Raw genomic sequence first — 17,203 nt, 5'->3', positions numbered from 1 at the left:
CGCAACTGGCCCGCGATGCGGCAGAAAAGGTAGTCTTCACAGGTGATCGGAATCAACGGCTATGAGCTGCTCGTCCTGGCAATCCTTGCCGTGGCGGTCCTGGGGCCTGAAAGGCTGCCGGAATATGCTTCCCAGCTCGCCCGCCTGGTCCGTGAAGTACGGCGGATGGCCAGCGGCGCCAAGGAACAGCTCCGGGAAGAGGTCGGCCCCGAGATCGACGAGGTGGACTGGCGCAAGCTGGATCCGCGGCAGTACGACCCGCGCCGGATCATCAAGGAAGCACTCATTGATGATTTTGAGGATGCCGTCAAGCCGGTCAGCGCACGGCCCGCGCCTGCAGCTCCCCGCGGAGGCACCAGCGCCCCCGGCGCCGAACGCGCAGCCGCACCCACCGGACCGCCCGCCGTCAAACCGCTGATGCGGCTGCAGAACGGCGAACGGGCTCCCTTCGACACCGAAGCCACGTAGTACGCGGAACTGGGGAGCACAGGGCTAACGCGGGCTAACGCCCAGCTTCAGCCCGGACAGCCCCCGGGGACGCCTGGCAAGGGACCCCGCGATGCGGCGCAGCTCAGCACCGGCAGAACCTTCCACCAGAGCTGCTTCCGAGAGCACCACGGGTGCACCGGAGTCTCCGCCGGTCCGCAGGTCAACGTCGAGCGGGATGCTCCCCAGCAGCGGAATGTCCTTGCCCAGTGCTTCACTGAGGCGTTTGGCCACGATATCTCCGCCGCCCGAGCCAAACAACTCCATCCGCTCACCCGTGGGCAGCTGCAGCCAGGACATGTTCTCGATGACGCCGGCAACACTTTGACCTGTCTGTGAAGCCACGGAGCCGGCGCGTTCCGCGACATCCGCCGCCGCTGCCTGGGGTGTGGTCACCACCAGAATCTCCGACTGCGGCAGCAGCTGGGCCACGGAAATGGCGATGTCGCCTGTGCCCGGCGGAAGGTCCAGGAAGAGGACATCGAGGTCGCCGAAATACACGTCCGTCAGGAACTGCTCCAGGGCGCGGTGCAGCATGGGGCCGCGCCAGGCCACCGGAGCGTTGCCGGCCACGAACATGCCAATGGAAATCGTCTTGATGCCGTAGGCCACCGGCGGAAGGATCATCTCATCCACGCGCGTGGGCGGCTGGGTGATGCCCAGCAGCCCGGGGATGGAAAAGCCGTGCACATCGGCGTCCACGATCCCCACCCGCAGACCGGAGGCAGCCATGGCCGCTGCCAGGTTCACCGTGACGCTGGACTTTCCCACGCCGCCCTTTCCGCTGGCAACCGCGTAGACACGGGTTAGAGAACCGGGCCGGTTGAAGGGAATGTCCTTGGCACCGGCAGATCCGCGCAGTTTTTCCTTGAGCGCTGCCCGCTGATCAGGGGTCATCACACCCAGGTCCACGCGCACACCCGAGATGCCGTCAACGCCGCCAAGGACGCGTTCGACGTCGGCGGTAATGGTTTCATGCAGCGGGCACCCGGAGATGGTGAGCAGGACGCCCACGGAGGCGACGCCGTCGTCGTCCACGGACACCCCGCTGACCATTCCCAGCTCAGTGATGGGGCGCCGGAGCTCCGGGTCCAGGACCGTGTCAAGGGCAGCCAAGGCACGGTCGGCTGTGTGTTGCAGTGGTGCCACGCTCTAGTTTTCCCTCCCGCCGGGATTGAGTTTGGGCATGTGTTCCGTGGCTGCCGAGGATCCCGAAGACTCAGGACGACGGCGCTGGTTGCGCTTAGCGGGAGCGTCCTCGGATGCTTCGCTGTTGTTGGCCTCGAGCAGTTCCTCAAGGAGGCTTCGGAGCTCTGAACGCACGTAGTCACGCGTGGCGACTTCGCGCAGGGCAATCCGCAGCTCGGCAATTTCCCGAGTCAGGTATTCCGTGTCCATCAGGTTGCGTTCGGCGCGTTCACGGTCCTGGCGAACCGAGACGCGGTCCCGGTCATCCTGCCGGTTCTGGGCCAGCAGGAGAAGGGGTGCAGCGTAGGAAGCCTGCAGCGAGAGCATGAGGGTCAGCAGTGTGAAACCCAGCGCAATGTCGTCAAAGCGCAGCGGTTCCGGACCCCAGGTATTCCAGATCAGCCAGACCGCGCAGAACACGGTCATGTAGACGAGGAACGTGGGCGTTCCCATGAACCGGGCGAAGTTCTCCGTGGCGTGGCCGAAGGCGTCCGGGTTTGGGGAGAGCCGAGGCAACCAACGCGTGCGGGCGGTCCGGGGCGTGTCCAGGCCGCTGGTCTGGGACTTTACTCTTTCAGCCATGGGTCCTTCCCTGTTTAGCATTTGTCGGGGCATCGTCGGAGGCGCGCCAGTCATCGGGGAGCAGGTGGTCCAGGACGTCATCCACGGTCACTGCCCCCACCAGGCGGCCGGTGTCGTTGACGACGGGCAGCGAATTGAGGTTGTAAGTGGCGAGCATCCGGGAGACCTCGCTGATGCTCGCGTAGTCCCGGACCGGCTCCAAATCAGTATCAAGGATATTCCCCAGCGCCTCCGGAGGAGCCGAGCGCAGCAGCTGCTGGATGTGCACGACGCCGAGGTACCGTCCCGTGGGCGTCTCCAGCGGAGGCCGGCACACGTAAATCGAGGAAGCCAGGGCCGGGGTCAGCTCTTCACGGCGCACATGGGCGAGCGCTTCGGCGACCGTTGCCTCAGGCGGCAGGATGACCGGAACGGGCGTCATCAGCGAACCGGCGGTGTCTTCCTCATACTTCAGCAGCCGCCGGACATCGCGTGCGTCCTCGGGTTCCATCAGCTGCAGGAGCTCTTCCTTCTGGTCCTCCGGCAGTTCGTTGAGCAGGTCCGCGGCGTCGTCGGGATCCATCTCTTCCAGCACGTCGGCAGCGCGCTCCACGTCCAGGGACTGCAGGATCTGGACCTGGTCGTCGTCGGGCAGTTCCTGCAGCACATCCGCGAGACGTTCATCCTGGAGTTCGCTGGCCACTTCAATGCGGCGCTTGCCGCTCATCTCGTGCAGGGCGTCGGCAAAGTCGGCAGCTTTGAGATCGTCGTTCTGGGCCACGAAGGACGTGGCGGCCTGCGGGCCCGAGGTGTCCCAGTGGATGATGTCCTTCCAATCCACGATCATTTGTTCACCTCGCCGCCGCAGGGGACGCAGCCGGGATTCCGAACCTCCGCGGCGGACGAAGAGGTTGGAAACGTACCAGTCACCGGCACGGTTCTGTTCAATGGCAATATCTTCGATGGTGGCTTCGCCGCTGCCGTCGCGCAGCTTTACCCGCCGGTCGAAGAGCTCCCCAACCACCAGCATTTCCGCTCCGCGCTGTTCAAACCGGCGCAGGTTGACCAGGCCGGTGCAGATAATCTGGCTGGGATCCATGGACGTGATGCGGGTCAGCGGCACAAAGACGCGCTTCTTGCCCGGCACCTCCACCACAATGCCCACGGCCTGTGGAGGAAGACCGGGGCCGCGGTCCAGTACGACGGCGTCGCGCAGCCGGCCCAAACGGTCCCCCAGGGGGTCGAAAACGTCCAGGCCGAGCAGGCGTGCGATGAAGACACGGGTAGGATTTTTGCTCACATTCTTAGGCTACGGGGTGCCCGGCGCTTCCGCCGTATCGGGGCACTGCCGCAGAGCCTGACGGCGGGGGAACTGACCTCGATCGGCTTCCCTCGGCGGGATGAAGTTCACTTCGAGCGATACGGCCCCCATGGGAGCGGTAAGTGGGACAGAATGGAGGGATGTCTACCCTTTTCGGTTCAAAGCCGCCACGTGATGAAGGCCGCGCCCTGCCCCAGGGCGAAACGGTGGGCCGCTACACCGCCTACCTGGATGCCCAGAAGGCGGTGGACTATCTGGCAGACAGCAAGTTTCCGGTGCAGATGGTCTCCATTATCGGCAGCGAACTGAAGTCGGTGGAACGGGTGACCGGCAGGTTGTCCTACCCCAGGGTTGCACTGTCTTCGATGGCTACCGGTGCCTGGTTCGGGTTGTTCGTTGGACTGGCCCTGATGCTCTTCGCCGGCGGCGAGAGCTATATTTCCCTGATCCCGTCGATGGCACTGGGTGCGGTTTTCTGGCTGCTCTTCGGGGTGCTCGCCTATGCCCTCCAGCGCGGCCGGCGGGACTTCACCTCCACGAGCCAAGTCATCGCCACAAGCTATGACGTCATCGTGGCGCCGCAGGCCGCCAACGATGCCCGCCGCGTTCTGCAGCAGCTGCCGATGATCGGCCAGCACGGCCACCCGCAGCCTCCGCAGTACCGTCCGCCGTACATGGGACAGGGACAACAGGGACCGCCGCAGGGCGGTCCCGGAACAGGACCGGAACGTCCGGCCGGCTGGGCCAACCCGTACGGGGCGGCAACCGGCGGGCAGCCCAACCAGCCCAACCAGCCGAACCAACCGGTGGGCGCGGGACAGGAGAACGCGGATTCGAGCCGGGGCCAGGCTTCGGGCGGAGGGCAGGCTCCAACGGGAACCGTGCCTCGGGGGCAGTTCCCGGATCTTCCCGACGGCCGTCCGCAGTACGGTGTGCGTCTTCCGTCCGCCCCGGCGCCGGCCGCCCCTGCCGGACCGGAAGAGGGCCAGCCGAAGCAGGCCCAGGCTCCGGGCAGCCCGGAGGCGGCCCCGCAGATCCCTGCCGGCAAGCACAGCGGTGAAGAGAAGGAACCCGGCGAAGGCGGAGGCGGCATTCCCCGCTAGCAGGAACGAAACTTAGCCACAGACAGAGCAGAGGCTCCGTACCCAACGGGTGCGGAGCCTCTGCTCTGTCAATCAGCTGTCAGTGGGTCACCGGTTTACTCTGCGAGCCCGGACATCCAGTTTTCAACGTCTTCCGGATTGCGCGGCAGCGCAGCGCTGAGGTTCACCGGGCCCTCGGCGGTGATGAGGATGTCATCCTCAATCCGAACGCCGATGCCCCGGTACTCCTCGGGAACGGACAGGTCCTCGTTCTTGAAGTAGAGGCCCGGCTCGATGGTGAACACCATGCCCTCGGTGATGATGCCGTCCAGGTACAGCTCCTTGCGGGCCTGTGCGCAGTCATGGACATCCAGGCCGAGGTGATGGCTGGTGCCGTGCGGCATCCACCGGCGGTGCTGCTGACCGTTGTCGGATAGCGCTTCCTCCAGGGAAACCGGCAGCAGGCCCCAGTCAGCCAGCCGTTCGGCCAGGACCTTTACGGCAGCCTGATGAACGTCGCGGAACTTTGCCCCGGGCTTGGCTGCAGCAAAACCGGCGTCGGCGGCGTCAAGAACGGCCTGGTAGATCTTGCGCTGAACGGGGGAGTAGGTGCCGTTGACCGGAACCGTGCGGGTGATGTCCGCGGTGTAAAGGCTGTCGGCCTCCACCCCGGCGTCGAGGAGCAGGAGCTCGCCGGCGTTCACGGTGCCGTTGTTGCGGATCCAGTGCAGCACGGTGGCGTTGTTGCCGGCCGCGGCAATGGTGTCGTAGCCGAGGTCATTGCCCTCTTCACGGGCACGGGAGAAGAATGCACCCTCCACTACGCGCTCCCCGCGCGGGTGGGCGATGGCGCGGGGGAGGGCCTTGACGACCTCGGTGAAGCCGTTGACCGTCGCCGCTACGGCGGCTTCCATCTGCTTCACTTCCCACGCGTCCTTGATCAAACGCAGTTCGGACAGAGCCTCGGTGAGCTCGCCGTCCAGGGCGTCAAGCGCGCTGAGGTCAACGTTTTCGGGATCCATGGCGGTGTTGTAGCGGACGGTGTCCACCAGCGCATCCACCATCTCATCGACTTTGCGCAGCAGGCGCACGGAGATGCCGCCGAACTGCGGGTCACCGACGTTGGAGGTAATGGCTGTTTCAGCCTCGTCCAAATGGCGGGTGGGCAGGTCCAGCAGGGCGCTGACCTGTTCCAGGCCCAGCCGTGAGCCGATCCAGAACGCGCCGTAGCGGGCGTTGGAGTAGAACTCTTCACTGTCCGTGCCGGCGAGCGGACGGAAGTAGAGGACGGCAGTGTGGTTGCCGCCGTCGTCGCCTGTTCCCGGTTCCACCGGCTCCATGATGAGCACGGCGTCGGGTTCCCGGTCCAGGCCAAGGCCAGTCAGGTGCGCAAAGCCGGAGTGCGGGCGGAAACGGTAATCGGTGTCATTGGACCGCACCTTGAGCGGGCCGGCGGGGATCACGAGGCGCTCACCCGGGAACCGCTCGGACAGGGCACGACGGCGCTGGGCGGCGTAGGGGGCAACTTCTGCGCGCGCGGGAAGCTCGGCGTCGTCCTCGGCCCAGCCGGTTGCCATGAAAGCCTTGTAGGCCTCATTGGACGGTTTCTGGGAGCGGTTGTTTACGCGGTCATCCAAGGGCTGCCCTTCGGACAACTCCCCGAGTCCCGACGTGTCGGCGGTGGTCAATGGATTCGCATCAGTAGTCACCCCTCCATGGTCTCACTGTGCGGACGGGGCGGCCAAACATCCCGGAACACTTCCGGTCCGCGCCGGACGATCGGCGGAAGGTTCGAAGCAAGTAGATTGATGGGGTGAGAATCGACCTGCACACGCACTCCACAGTCTCCGACGGAACCCAGCCGCCGGCGGAGGTGATGCGTTCGGCAAAAGAGGCCGGGTTGGATGTGGTGGCCCTGACCGACCACGATGCCACCTCCGGGTGGCAGGAGGCGGCTGAGGCGGCCCGCCGGGAGGGACTGACCCTGGTGCAGGGGATGGAGGTCTCCTGCCGCAGCAGTGAGGGAATCAGCGTCCATGTGCTGTCCTACCTGCACGACCCAACCGATCCTGAGCTGGTGGCTGAAATCGCCAGGTCCCGGACGGCGCGGGTGTCCCGCGCCGAGATGATGGTGCAGCGGCTGGCTGAGGATTTTCCCATCGACTGGGACCTGGTGCAGGAACATGTGGCCCCGGGCGCGACGATCGGGCGGCCGCACATTGCCGACGCGCTCGTTGCAGCCGGCGTGGTGCCGGACCGTTCTGCGGCCTTTGCCGGCATCCTGACGGCAAGGTCACGCTACTTCGTTGCCCACTATGCCCCGGACCCGGCCCGCGCGGTCGAGCTGATCCGCCGGGCCGGGGGAGTGCCGGTGTTCGCCCACCCGGTGGCGTCCTCGCGCGGCCGCGTGGTGGGCGAAGAAACGTTCCACGAGATGATCGACGCCGGACTCCTGGGCGTGGAAGCGGACCACCGCGACAACCCCGTGGAGGGCAGGGCGTGGCTGCGCCGGCTGGCAGCGGAGAACTCGCTGCTGGTCACCGGGTCCAGCGACTACCACGGGACCGGCAAACCCAATCTGCTCGGAGAGTTCACCACCGCCCCCGAGGTCCTGGAAAAGATCGAGGGCCTGGCCACCGGGACCGCCGTCGTCCGGCCGTAACCCTCAGGCGCTGGCTACAGCTGCCACCGCTTCGCTGGAAACGATGTCGGCCGCATGGCCGAGCCGCTTGGACATCACGTCAATGGCCTGCGGATTCGCATCCACGCAGACAAATTTCCGGTTCAGTTTGGCGGCGACGGCACCCAGTGTTCCGGAACCCGCAAAGAAGTCCAGGACCCAGTCACCCTCGCGGCTGCTGGCAGCCACGGTGCGCCGCAGCAGGCCTTCGGGCTTCTGGGTCGGGTACCCGGTTTTTTCCTTGCCGGTGGGAGAGACGATGGTGTGCCACCAGACGTCGGTGGGCAGCTTGCCCAGCGCCACCTTTTCGGGCGTGACCAGACCCGGCGCCATGTACGGCTCACGGTCCACTTCGGCATTGTCGAAGTGGTATGCCGCGGGATTCTTGACGTACACGAGGATGTTGTCGTGTTTGGCAGGCCAGCGGTTCTTGGCACGTCCGCCGTAGTCGTAGGCCCAGATGATCTCGTTCAGGAAACAGTCCCTGCCGAAGAGGGCATCCAGCATGACTTTTGCGTAGTGCACCTCGCGGTAATCGAGATGCACGTACAGGGTTCCGTCGTCAGCCAGGAGCCGCCACGCCTCAGCCAACCGGGGTTCCAGGAACGCCCAGTAGTCCTCGAAGGCATCGTCATAGCTGGAGAGCAGGCCCTTGACCGTGCTGTAGCTGCGGCCTTTGAACCCGACCCGGTCGCCGCTGCCGTCGGCGCTGCGGACCATGGTGGTTTGCTGCCGGCGCTGGGACCGGCCGGTGTTGAACGGCGGATCCACGTAAATCATGGTGAAGGCACCGTCCGGCAGGGTGGGCAGAAACACGGCGTTGTCCGCGTGTACTACCAGCGACCTGCCGTCCGGCGACCAAAGGGGAATGCTCATAAGCTGTGGTGCTGCCCGGCTATTCGGCTGCGGGGGCGGAGTCGCCGACCACTTCGCCGTTGCGGCGGCGCGTGCGGGTGCGGCTGCGGCGGGGACGGTCAGCGGCCGAGTCTGCTGCTGCAGCCGGTGCCTCGGCGGTGCGCGCCGGGGCAGCCTGCTGGTCGCCGGAACGGCGTGAGTCCTCACGCTTATCCGAGCGTCCGCGATCCCCACCGCCGCTGCGGGGCCGGTCGCCGCGGGTGCCGCCGGCGCGTGTCCGGTCGCGTCCGCGGGAGCTGTCACGGGAGCCGTCCCGGGACGGTGCGGCAGCGTTCTTCTTGCCGGTCTCGCCGAGGTCCTCGATCTTCTCGGCGTCAATGCCCGCATGCGTGCGCTTGTTGCGCGGCAGACGGCCCTTGGTGCCTTCGGGAATGTCCAGGTCGGTGTAGAGGTGCGGCGACGAGGAGTACGTTTCCACGGGCTCGGCCTGGTCCAGGCCGAGGGCCTTGTTGATGAGGCCCCAGCGGGGGACATCGTCCCAGTCCACGAAGGTCACGGCTGTGCCCTTGTTGCCGGCGCGGCCGGTGCGGCCCACGCGGTGCAGGTAGGTCTTTTCGTCTTCGGGGCACTGGTAATTAATGACGTGGGTGACGTCGTCGACGTCGATGCCGCGGGCAGCAACATCGGTGGCCACGAGCACGTCAACCTTCTCATTGCGGAAGGCGCGCATGGCCTGCTCGCGTGCACCCTGGCCCAGGTCGCCGTGCATGGCCGCAACGGCAAAGCCGCGGTCCGCCAGTTCCTCGGACAGCTTGGCGGCTGTGCGCTTGGTCTTGGTGAAAATGATGGTGCGTCCGCGGCCCTTGGACTGCAGGATGCGGGACACCACTTCGCTCTTGTCGAGGTTGTGGGCCCGGTAGACAACCTGCCGAATGTCCTTCTTCGTCAGGCCTTCATCATCGGGATCCGCTGCCCGGATGTGGGTTGGCTTGGTCATGTAACGGCGGGCCATCGCGACGACGGCGCCGGGCATGGTCGCTGAGAAGAGCAGCGTCTGGCGCACGGCGGGCGTGGCGGCCATCAGGGTTTCCACGTCCGGCAGGAAGCCAAGGTCCAGCATCTCGTCGGCTTCGTCGAGGACTACGATGCGCACGTTTTTCAGCGAGAGGTGCTTCTTGTTGTACAGGTCGATCAGGCGGCCCGGGGTGCCGACCACAATCTCGACGCCGGCGGCCAGGGACTCGATCTGAGGCTCGTAGGCACGGCCGCCGTAAATCGTGACGATCCGGGCACCGCGGCGCTTGGCAGCAGTGGACAGGTCACCGGCAACCTGGACGGCGAGTTCACGGGTGGGAACAACAATCAGTGCCTGCGGGGCACCGGGCACGGCGAGGGACGCGTAAGCCTCGTCGTCGGGCGCAATGACCCGCTGGATGGCGGGAATGCCGAAGCCGAGCGTCTTGCCTGTGCCCGTCTTGGCCTGGCCAATGATGTCGTGACCGCCCAGGGCCACCGGCAGTGTCATCGACTGGATGGGGAAGGGATGGGTGATGCCCGCTTCAGAGAGCGACTCCACAATGTCGGAGCGGACGCCAAAATCCGCGAACGTCAGTTCCGGAATTATGGCCGCTGCCTGCGTGGTGGCCAGGGTTTCAGCCACGCTCAAAGCTTCATTGCTGTCATCGGCGGTGAGGTGACGGGTGTCATCAACCTGGGAGAGTTCAGTGTTCAATTAAGTACCGTTCAGTTAGGCATCGCGGCGCCAGGCTCGACGAGTGGCTGCAAAAGCCCACACCGGAGCATGTGGCGGGCGCATGATGCGTCCAGCGGAAGCCGATCGCGGGCTAACAACTGCAGGTCCGCCGCGGTGCATCGGGCACGGGCGACGGCCAAAAATATCAAGATCGCGTAGGTATTGCGGGTCTGGCTAAGGTCCATCAAAGGCATGTAAGACGACCGGGCATCCTTTTACTACCTTTCAAGTCTACCCGGTGGGTGCCGACGACCCCGCATTGGCGGGGCGCGGCGCGCGGACGTCTGTGCGATGCCGACGGTACGCTGGGGTCCATGACAAACGGCACCCGCACCGAACCAGACTCCGCCTACGGCCCGGGATCCTCAGATGTCGGGGACATTTACCGCCGTTTCCTCGCAGACCTTTTCGGTGTCATGGCGTACGGAGAGCTGTCAGCTTTTGAGCGGATGTCCTCGGACGCACGCTTTTCGCCCACGCTGCATGACCGCACCGTCCTGGGGCGGCTGGCGGTGAGCGAATACGGGCACTTTGAGCGCGTGACGGAACACCTGGTGAAGCTGGGCCTGGATCCGGAGGCGGCCATGCGGCCCTTCCAGCCGTCAGTAGACGCCTTCCATGACCGGACCCGGCCCGCAGACTGGTTTGAATCGCTGATGAAGTTCTATGTCACGGACGCCATTTCCGACGACTTCTATCAGCTGGTTGCGGCCCGGCTGGATCCTGCCACGGCGGAACTGGTGCTGGCTTTGAAAGATGCCGAGCCGGCGGGCGAGGTCCTTGAAGCGAGGCTGCAGCAGGCACTCGCCGACGATCCGCGGCTTGCCTCCCGGCTGGCTCTTTGGGGGAGGCGCCTGGTTGGCGAAGCACTGACCCAGGCCCAGCGCGTGGTCCTCGAACGTGCGGTTCTGGGCGGTTTGCTGCAGGGCACGGACCAGGGACCCTATGAAGACGGACTCAAGGCCTTGTTCGCCGAATTGACCCGCAACCACTCGCGACGGATGAGCAGGCTGGGGCTCACCGCCTGACGGGGATTGCCGCAGCCGCTGCCGCAAAACAGCTTGCGCTTGCGGGGTGAACGACAGGATAGACAACGCAGGGGGGCGGAATCATGGCCGGATCTGCGGCTAAACGCGGCCTTGTGCTGGCCTGCGCCGCCGCACTCGCTGTCTCGGCCGGGGCAACGGACACCTCCGGACTGCAGCAGCGGGAGCAGCCGCGCAGCTCACTGCTGGCCGGGTATCTGCAGCAGAAGAACAGTGCCGAAGCGGCCGGCGGATTGCCGCGGACAGCTTGGAAGGATATCAGCGCGTTCCAGCAGCTGCGGACAGCCGAAGGGCATCCCCTGGCACAGCCTGTTTCCGGTTTGTCCTGCGCGGCACCCACCGCATGCCGTGAAGAGTTCGGAGACGAAGTGGTCCTCTGGACGGCCCAAAACGGAATCACGGTACTCCATAAGTCGGTGGATGTCCTCAGCAGGCGGGACGGCTTTTCCTCGCTGGGCAAACCGCTGAACTCCGAATACGCCTTTGGCGCCGTTTACCGCACCGATTTTGAGAACGGGTCCTTGATCCGGGTCCCGGAACTGGACCGGGTGATGACGTGGGACGCGGAGATTGCCGGGTCCGCCGTCGTCATCGGCGATTCACAGACGGGACCGGGCACCTGGGTGGATCAGGGGTTGACCGAACTGGGCTACCGGACGGTGCTCCGCGGCGCAGGAGGCACCGGCTACATCCGGGGAAACGGCTCCGTTGGCAACTATTACACTGCCTTGACGCAGCAGCAGTGGGTGCTGCCCTGGGGGACTCCACAGCTGGTGGTACTGCAGGGCGGAGGGAACGACGCCGGAATTGCCTCGGACGTGCAAATTGCCGAAGCTGCACGGACCATGATCGCGGAAGCCCGGCGCACCTATCCGAAGTCCCGGCTGGTAATGATCGGCGTCATTTCCTCCGCTAAGGGCGCGGTGGGAAGCAGGCGCACGGCCGTGGACGCACTGCTGGCCTCAGTGGCGCAACAAGAGGGGGTGGAGTTCCTCAGCGTGGGGGACTGGTGGACGCGGTTCTCGCTGGGAGAGTACCGGGAGACTGACGGCCGCCATTTCACTGACGCGGGGCACCGGGCCGCAGGGCAAATTCTGTCGCGCGAGCTGGGCGCTCTCCTGTCCGCCGGTTAGTCCCGGGCGGTCAGAACCGCAGCACCCTTTCCAGCTCTGCCGCATCCCGGGCTTCGCGACGGGGACCTATGACAACCGCGGCAATGACTGCGGCTGCGGCGCCGGCAACCGGCGGCAGGACCCACGCAAGCCAAAACAGGTCAGGATCAGATCCCGTGCCGCCCAGCTGCAGCCCGACCCACAGGACCATGGCCGCAGCCAGAGACAGGCCCGGGAGCAGAAAAACGCCGTACCGGGACCGGCGGCGGTCCGCGCCCCGGACGATGAAGCCAACCGCCAGCGAGGCCAAAGCAGCAACAATCAGGCTGATCATCGTCCGGTCCTCCGGAACCTAGAGCGCGCCGAAGCCGACGCGGCGAACCTCTTCAGCGCCAATTTCCACGTACCCGATGACACCGGCGGGAACCATGATGAGCCGGCCCTTGTCATCCTTGAGCCGCAGTTCCTTCTGGCTGCTCAGGGCCTCCGCCACGACGTCAGCAACGGCGTCGGCGGTCTGGCTCGATTCAAAAACGATTTCGCGGCCAACATTCTGAATGCCGATTTTTACTTCCACCGTGGTGCCTCCTGTATTAATGAAACATATCCGCTTCGAAATCTACTCTAGATTTCCTTGGGGAACCGGCTGATTCCGCGCCAAGCTAAACGGTAGACGAGCTCGGACGCCGCATCTATGTCCAAGTCTCCGTTCGTCTCCAGCCAGTAGCGGGCACTCACTTGGGCCATGCCGGCCAGCGCCCGGCCCAGCAGCGTCGCCTCCACGTGGGAAAGCTTGGTGTCCTCTGCGATGACATCGGCAATATTGGACGCGAACCGGGCATTGAATTCCTCGATCCGGGCGCTGACTTCTGCGTCGTTGGTCATGTCGGACTCAAAAACCAGCCGGTGGCCCTGGCTGTCCTGAGCCACGAAACGGAAGTAGGCGCGCATGGTTTCCCGGACGCGCAGATCGTTGTCGGTGGTCGAGTTCAAAGCGCTCGTGAGGAATTCCGTGAGGGTGCCCAGATGGTCCTCGAGCAGCGCCAGATACAGCTCCCGCTTGCCCGGAAAATGCTGATAGAGAACGGGCTTGCTGACCCGGGCCACTTCGGCAATGTCGTCCATGGCCGCTCCGTGGAAACCGTTGCTGACAAAAACCTCCTGCGCGGCGTTCAACAGCTGGCGGCGCCGTTCCTCCCGGGGGAGCCGGGTTGGCTTGCCGGTTTGCTGGTTGCTCACGTGTATGGACCTCTCAACGGCACCGGGCCAAGGTGCCCGGTCAACGGCCTTCAGTTTACCCGCGGGTACCTCTCCGGCGGGTTCCGCAGCACGGTTTGGGTACTAGATTGGATCCATGAGTGAGCCAAAAGCTGCCCTGCCTCCGCTGGTTGAGCCCGCGGCAGGGCTGACCAGCGAGGAAACCCGGCGCTACTCGCGGCATTTAATCATCCCCGAATTTGGGATGCCCGCGCAGCAACGGCTCAAAAACGCGCGTGTCCTGGTCATTGGTGCCGGCGGCCTTGGCTCACCGGCGCTGCTGTACCTGGCGGCGGCGGGAGTTGGCACGCTGGGGATTGTCGACGACGACACGGTGGACGAATCCAATCTGCAGCGCCAAATCATTCACGGCGTCTCCGACCTCGGCAGCTCCAAGGCCGAGTCTGCCCGGCGGAGCATCCGCGAACTGAATCCCCTGGTGAACGTCCAACTGCACCCGGCGCGACTGGACGCTGACAATGTGCTGGAGATCTTCGCCGGATATGACCTGATCCTGGACGGCACCGATAATTTCGCCACCCGCTACCTGGTCAACGATGCTGCCGAGATTCTGGGCAAGCCCTATGTCTGGGGATCGATCCTGCGCTTCGACGGGCAGGTCAGCGTCTTTTGGGGAAGGCACGGGCCGACGTACCGCGACCTTTATCCCGAGGCGCCGCCCGCCGGTTCGGTTCCCTCCTGCGCAGAAGGGGGAGTGCTGGGGGTGCTCTGCGCCCAGATCGGCTCGGTCATGGTCAACGAAGCGGTGAAGCTGATTACCGGCACCGGAGTGACGCTCCTGGGCCGGGTCCTGGTGCTCAATGCGCTGGACATGTCGTGGCGCGAAATCCGGCTGCGGAAAGACCCCGCCGCTGAACCGGTCACCGAACTGGAAGAGGATTATGAGGCATTCTGCGGGATGCCTCCCGAAGGCAGCCAAGGGACCGGGGACGAGGCGCCCGCCGTCGGCGTCCGGGAACTGCAGCTGCTGCTCGCGGCGCGGGCGGCTGGAGAACGGGACTTTGACCTGATCGATGTCAGGGAGCCGGGAGAGCACGCAATTGTCAGCATCGAGGGGGCGGAGCTGATGCCCCGCGCCGGAATCCTGGCGGGGGATAACCTGCCCGCACGGGGCCGGGATCTCTACGTGCACTGCAAGTCCGGCGGACGGTCAGCCGAGGTGGCGGCTTTCCTGCGGGGGCAGGGCTATGACCGGGTGTTTAACGTGGACGGCGGGATCCTGGCCTGGGTGAGGGAGATCGAACCGGCGAAGGTCCTTTACTGATTCAGGCTGAAGCCGCGGTGTCCGTGCCGTCTTCGGAATCGGGTCGGCTGGAACCGGTGCCGGCGGCGTGGGGAGAGGCTGCCGGGCGGCGGCGCTCCACCGGGTTCTCCGGGGTGATGCCGAACAGTGCTTCAAGACCCTTGATGTAGTCATCCTGCTGGCCGCTGGCGGCGAGCTCGCGTGCGCGCACGGTGGGAACATGCAGGAGCTGCTTGACCATGCGGCGCATGGCAAACTCCACTTCCTCCGCGGCGCCGGTGCAGCCGTGCTGGGCACGGACCTTTTCCAGCTCGGAATCCAGGACATTCAGGGTGTGTCGGCGCAGCGCAACAATGGCAGAGTCCATTTGGCGGCTCAGCTGGAGTTCAGAGAAGGACTTGGCGGCGTCGGCCACGATGCTGCTGGCCTGCTTCAGGGACTCCACCTGCTCTGCCGGGGCTGCCAGACGCACCGATTCCAGGGTGATCAGTTCCACGCCGTCCACCTCGCGGACGGCCGGGTCGAAATCATGGGTCAGGGCCAAATCAATGATGATCAACGGCTTGCTGCTGGATTTCCGGACGCGCCTGACGTCCTGGGCGCTCACCTGGCTTTCGCTTCCGCTGCAGCCGATCACCACGTCCGCTGCGGCCAGTGCATCCGGCAGCGAGTCCCGGGTCAACGGAGTTCCGCCGCGCGATGCGGTAAAGGACTCGGCCCGCCCGGAGGAGGAATACACGCTGATGCGGGTGCAGCCGCGTTCCTTGAGCAGCGCCATGGTCGCTCCGGCGTAAGCGCCGGTGCCGAAGACGACAACGTCCTTGGCGGACCAGTCTGTGTCCATGGAGAGATCGGTGGCCAGTTCCAGTGCTACGGAAACAATGGAAAGCCCCCGCTTACCGAGGGCTGTCAGTGCTCCAACATCTTTGGCTGTGCGTGAGGCTGTCTGGAAGAGGCGGGTGAGACCGCCGCTTGCGGTGCCTTTGTCCTGGGCCTCGATCAGTGCCCGGCGGACCTGGCCGGCAATTTCACGCTCGCCCACCACGGCGGAATCCAAACCGGCGCCGACGGCGAACAGGTGCTTGGCCACTGATTCACCGGTGTTGGTGGTGAAAGAACGCGAGACCAGGTCTTTGCTCAGTCCGGAGTGCCGGCTGATTTCTGCGACGACGGCGGAGCGGGCCGCTTCGACGTCCGCCTCCGACTTGGCCTCGCAGTAGACCTCGAACCGGTTGCAGGTGGCCAGGACCACGGATCCGGTCACCGCGGATCCGGTTTCGAGCAGGGAGGAGGAGACCTGAGAGGCGCCGGCGCTGAGGCGCGCAACGGTTTCCAGGTCAACATCGGAGTGTGTCGCAATAAGGGAAAGTAGAACCACAGTGCCTCAATACTAGCCACGGACTCTCAGCAGACCCCAATAGGCAGCCCTTACCTGACCCCTTTTTCAGCGTGTTTCCCGTCACCTCCGAAGCCTTTGCGGGTGCAGCGGGCCTGCCCGGTTATCCATCGGAGAGGATTTTGGAGAGAATCAGGGTATGACTCTTAGCGCCTCTCATCCGCTCATGGATGGCCGCACGGCCGATTCCCCCCTCATTACCGCCTACCGGGGTGGAACTCCGTCCCGCCGGCCGGTCTGGTTCATGCGCCAGGCCGGAAGGTCGCTGCCTGAATACCGCAAGCTGCGGGAGGGTATCGCGATGCTGGATTCCTGCCTGGATCCGGCGCTGGCCTCCGAAATCACGCTGCAGCCCGTCCGCCGGCACGACGTCGATGCCGGCATCTTCTTCTCGGACATTGTCATTCCGCTCAAGCTGGCCGGTGTCGACGTCGACATTGTTCCCGGCGTCGGACCTGTCCTTGGTACACCGGTGCGCACGGCGGCGGATGTGGCAGCCCTGCCGGTCCTCACTGAGGAGGCGCTGGAGCCAATCCGGGAAGCAGTCCGTTTGACCGTGGCGGAACTTGGCAAAACGCCGCTGATCGGTTTCGCCGGCGCCCCGTTTACCCTCGCGGCCTACATGGTGGAGGGCAAGCCCTCCCGCGACCACCTGGGCCCGCGGACCATGATGCACGCGGACCCGGACGCCTGGCGTGCGCTGACGGAGTGGGCCGCTGATGCTTCGGGCATGTTCCTTCGCGCCCAGCTTGAAGCAGGAGCCAGTGCGGGACAGCTCTTCGACTCCTGGGCCGGGTCGCTGGGCCTGGCTGACTACACCCGGCACGTGGCACCGGCGTCAAGCCGCGCCTTGGACTATGTCCGGGACCTTGGCGCTCCGCTGGTGCATTTCGGCACCGGCACCTCCGAATTGCTGGGTGCCATGCGTGATGTTGGCGTGGACGTGGTGGGAGTGGACTACCGGCTGCCGCTGGATGAGGCCAACCGCCGCCTCGGCGGAACGACGCCGCTGCAGGGAAACATCGACCCCGCACTGCTGAATGCACCGTGGCCGGTCCTCGAGGCCCATGTGCGCGAGGTTCTGGCCGCCGGAGCTGCGGCGCCGGGCCATGTGGTCAACCTCGGCCACGGCGTTCCTCCCGAGACGGATCCGGACGTCCTGACGCGGGTGGTCGAGCTCATCCACTCGGTGGAGCCGTAAC

17 protein-coding genes are annotated in these 17,203 nt (G+C 65.4%); 7 read left to right on the top strand and 10 right to left on the bottom strand.

From position 1 onward, the window contains the following. Positions 1-42 precede the first annotated feature (42 nt). Positions 43-468 (top strand): twin-arginine translocase TatA/TatE family subunit, encoded by a 426-nt coding sequence (locus MUG94_RS13015; protein WP_227906491.1) that lies wholly within the window; start codon positions 43-45, stop codon positions 466-468. 24 nt (positions 469-492) lie between these two features. Here the strand turns inward: MUG94_RS13015 and MUG94_RS13010 are convergent, their stop codons facing one another. The 3 genes from MUG94_RS13010 to MUG94_RS13000 are packed head-to-tail and all read right to left on the bottom strand — an operon-like array spanning position 493 to position 3,535. Further along, positions 493-1,635, bottom strand: a complete 1,143-nt coding sequence (locus MUG94_RS13010; protein WP_227906489.1) for an Mrp/NBP35 family ATP-binding protein — start codon at positions 1,633-1,635, stop codon at positions 493-495. Between the two features lie 3 nt (positions 1,636-1,638). Further along, positions 1,639-2,256, bottom strand: coding sequence for a DUF1003 domain-containing protein (locus MUG94_RS13005; protein ID WP_227892188.1), 618 nt, complete (start codon positions 2,254-2,256; stop codon positions 1,639-1,641). Next, the gene (locus tag MUG94_RS13000; RefSeq protein ID WP_227892187.1) at positions 2,249-3,535 is read right to left on the bottom strand and encodes a magnesium transporter; all 1,287 of its coding nucleotides are present in this window, start codon (positions 3,533-3,535) and stop codon (positions 2,249-2,251) included. The genes MUG94_RS13005 and MUG94_RS13000 overlap by 8 nt, the downstream gene beginning before the upstream one ends. A 161-nt stretch (positions 3,536-3,696) precedes the next feature. Here MUG94_RS13000 and MUG94_RS12995 point away from each other — a divergent pair, with 161 nt between their 5' ends. Next, complete coding sequence (locus MUG94_RS12995) at positions 3,697-4,659, top strand: YflT domain-containing protein (protein ID WP_227906487.1); 963 nt, start codon at positions 3,697-3,699, stop codon at positions 4,657-4,659. Positions 4,660-4,754: 95 nt separating this feature from the next. Here the strand turns inward: MUG94_RS12995 and MUG94_RS12990 are convergent, their stop codons facing one another. Then, positions 4,755-6,347, bottom strand: a complete 1,593-nt coding sequence (locus tag MUG94_RS12990; RefSeq protein ID WP_423724270.1) for an aminopeptidase P family protein — start codon at positions 6,345-6,347, stop codon at positions 4,755-4,757. Between the two features lie 104 nt (positions 6,348-6,451). On the opposite strand from MUG94_RS12990, the gene MUG94_RS12985 reads away from it, so the two are divergent. After that, entirely contained in the window at positions 6,452-7,300 is an 849-nt protein-coding gene (locus MUG94_RS12985; protein WP_227892185.1) for a PHP domain-containing protein, read from the top strand. A 3-nt stretch (positions 7,301-7,303) separates the two neighbouring features. Here the strand turns inward: MUG94_RS12985 and MUG94_RS12980 are convergent, their stop codons facing one another. After that, the gene (locus MUG94_RS12980) at positions 7,304-8,194 is read right to left on the bottom strand and encodes a DNA-methyltransferase (RefSeq protein ID WP_227892184.1); all 891 of its coding nucleotides are present in this window, start codon (positions 8,192-8,194) and stop codon (positions 7,304-7,306) included. Between the two features lie 19 nt (positions 8,195-8,213). Beyond that, a complete protein-coding gene (locus MUG94_RS12975; RefSeq protein WP_227906573.1) occupies positions 8,214-9,833 on the bottom strand; it encodes a DEAD/DEAH box helicase in 1,620 nt (539 codons plus the stop codon). A gap of 407 nt (positions 9,834-10,240) precedes the next feature. Here MUG94_RS12975 and MUG94_RS12970 point away from each other — a divergent pair, with 407 nt between their 5' ends. Beyond that, on the top strand, positions 10,241-10,954 hold the full coding sequence (locus MUG94_RS12970) for a ferritin-like fold-containing protein (protein ID WP_227906485.1): 714 nt from the start codon (positions 10,241-10,243) through the stop codon (positions 10,952-10,954). Between the two features lie 83 nt (positions 10,955-11,037). After that, a complete protein-coding gene (locus MUG94_RS12965; protein ID WP_227906483.1) occupies positions 11,038-12,105 on the top strand; it encodes an SGNH/GDSL hydrolase family protein in 1,068 nt (355 codons plus the stop codon). 10 nt (positions 12,106-12,115) lie between these two features. Here MUG94_RS12965 and MUG94_RS12960 read toward each other — a convergent pair whose 3' ends face one another. From MUG94_RS12960 to MUG94_RS12950, 3 genes are read right to left on the bottom strand one after another with little or no spacing between them, the layout of a single operon-like run. Then, positions 12,116-12,418, bottom strand: coding sequence for a hypothetical protein (locus MUG94_RS12960; RefSeq protein WP_227892180.1), 303 nt, complete (start codon positions 12,416-12,418; stop codon positions 12,116-12,118). 18 nt (positions 12,419-12,436) lie between these two features. Next, a complete protein-coding gene (locus MUG94_RS12955) occupies positions 12,437-12,661 on the bottom strand; it encodes a DUF3107 domain-containing protein (RefSeq protein WP_227892179.1) in 225 nt (74 codons plus the stop codon). A gap of 47 nt (positions 12,662-12,708) precedes the next feature. Beyond that, the gene (locus tag MUG94_RS12950; protein WP_227906481.1) at positions 12,709-13,323 is read right to left on the bottom strand and encodes a TetR/AcrR family transcriptional regulator; all 615 of its coding nucleotides are present in this window, start codon (positions 13,321-13,323) and stop codon (positions 12,709-12,711) included. Between the two features lie 115 nt (positions 13,324-13,438). On the opposite strand from MUG94_RS12950, the gene moeB reads away from it, so the two are divergent. Continuing rightward, positions 13,439-14,626 carry a molybdopterin-synthase adenylyltransferase MoeB gene (moeB, locus tag MUG94_RS12945; RefSeq protein ID WP_227906479.1) on the top strand — a complete coding sequence of 396 codons (1,188 nt, stop codon included), beginning with the start codon at positions 13,439-13,441 and terminating at the stop codon, positions 14,624-14,626. A 1-nt stretch (position 14,627) separates the two neighbouring features. On the opposite strand, the gene MUG94_RS12940 is transcribed toward moeB, so the two are convergent. Then, complete coding sequence (locus tag MUG94_RS12940; protein WP_227906478.1) at positions 14,628-15,983, bottom strand: glutamyl-tRNA reductase; 1,356 nt, start codon at positions 15,981-15,983, stop codon at positions 14,628-14,630. Between the two features lie 157 nt (positions 15,984-16,140). Here MUG94_RS12940 and hemE point away from each other — a divergent pair, with 157 nt between their 5' ends. Then, a complete protein-coding gene (gene hemE, locus MUG94_RS12935; protein ID WP_227906476.1) occupies positions 16,141-17,202 on the top strand; it encodes a uroporphyrinogen decarboxylase in 1,062 nt (353 codons plus the stop codon). Position 17,203: the final 1 nt, after the last annotated feature.

Source organism: Arthrobacter gengyunqii (assembly GCF_023022985.1).
GTDB lineage: Bacteria > Actinomycetota > Actinomycetes > Actinomycetales > Micrococcaceae > Arthrobacter_B > Arthrobacter_B gengyunqii.
This window is presented reverse-complemented; position numbering and strand designations above follow the sequence as displayed.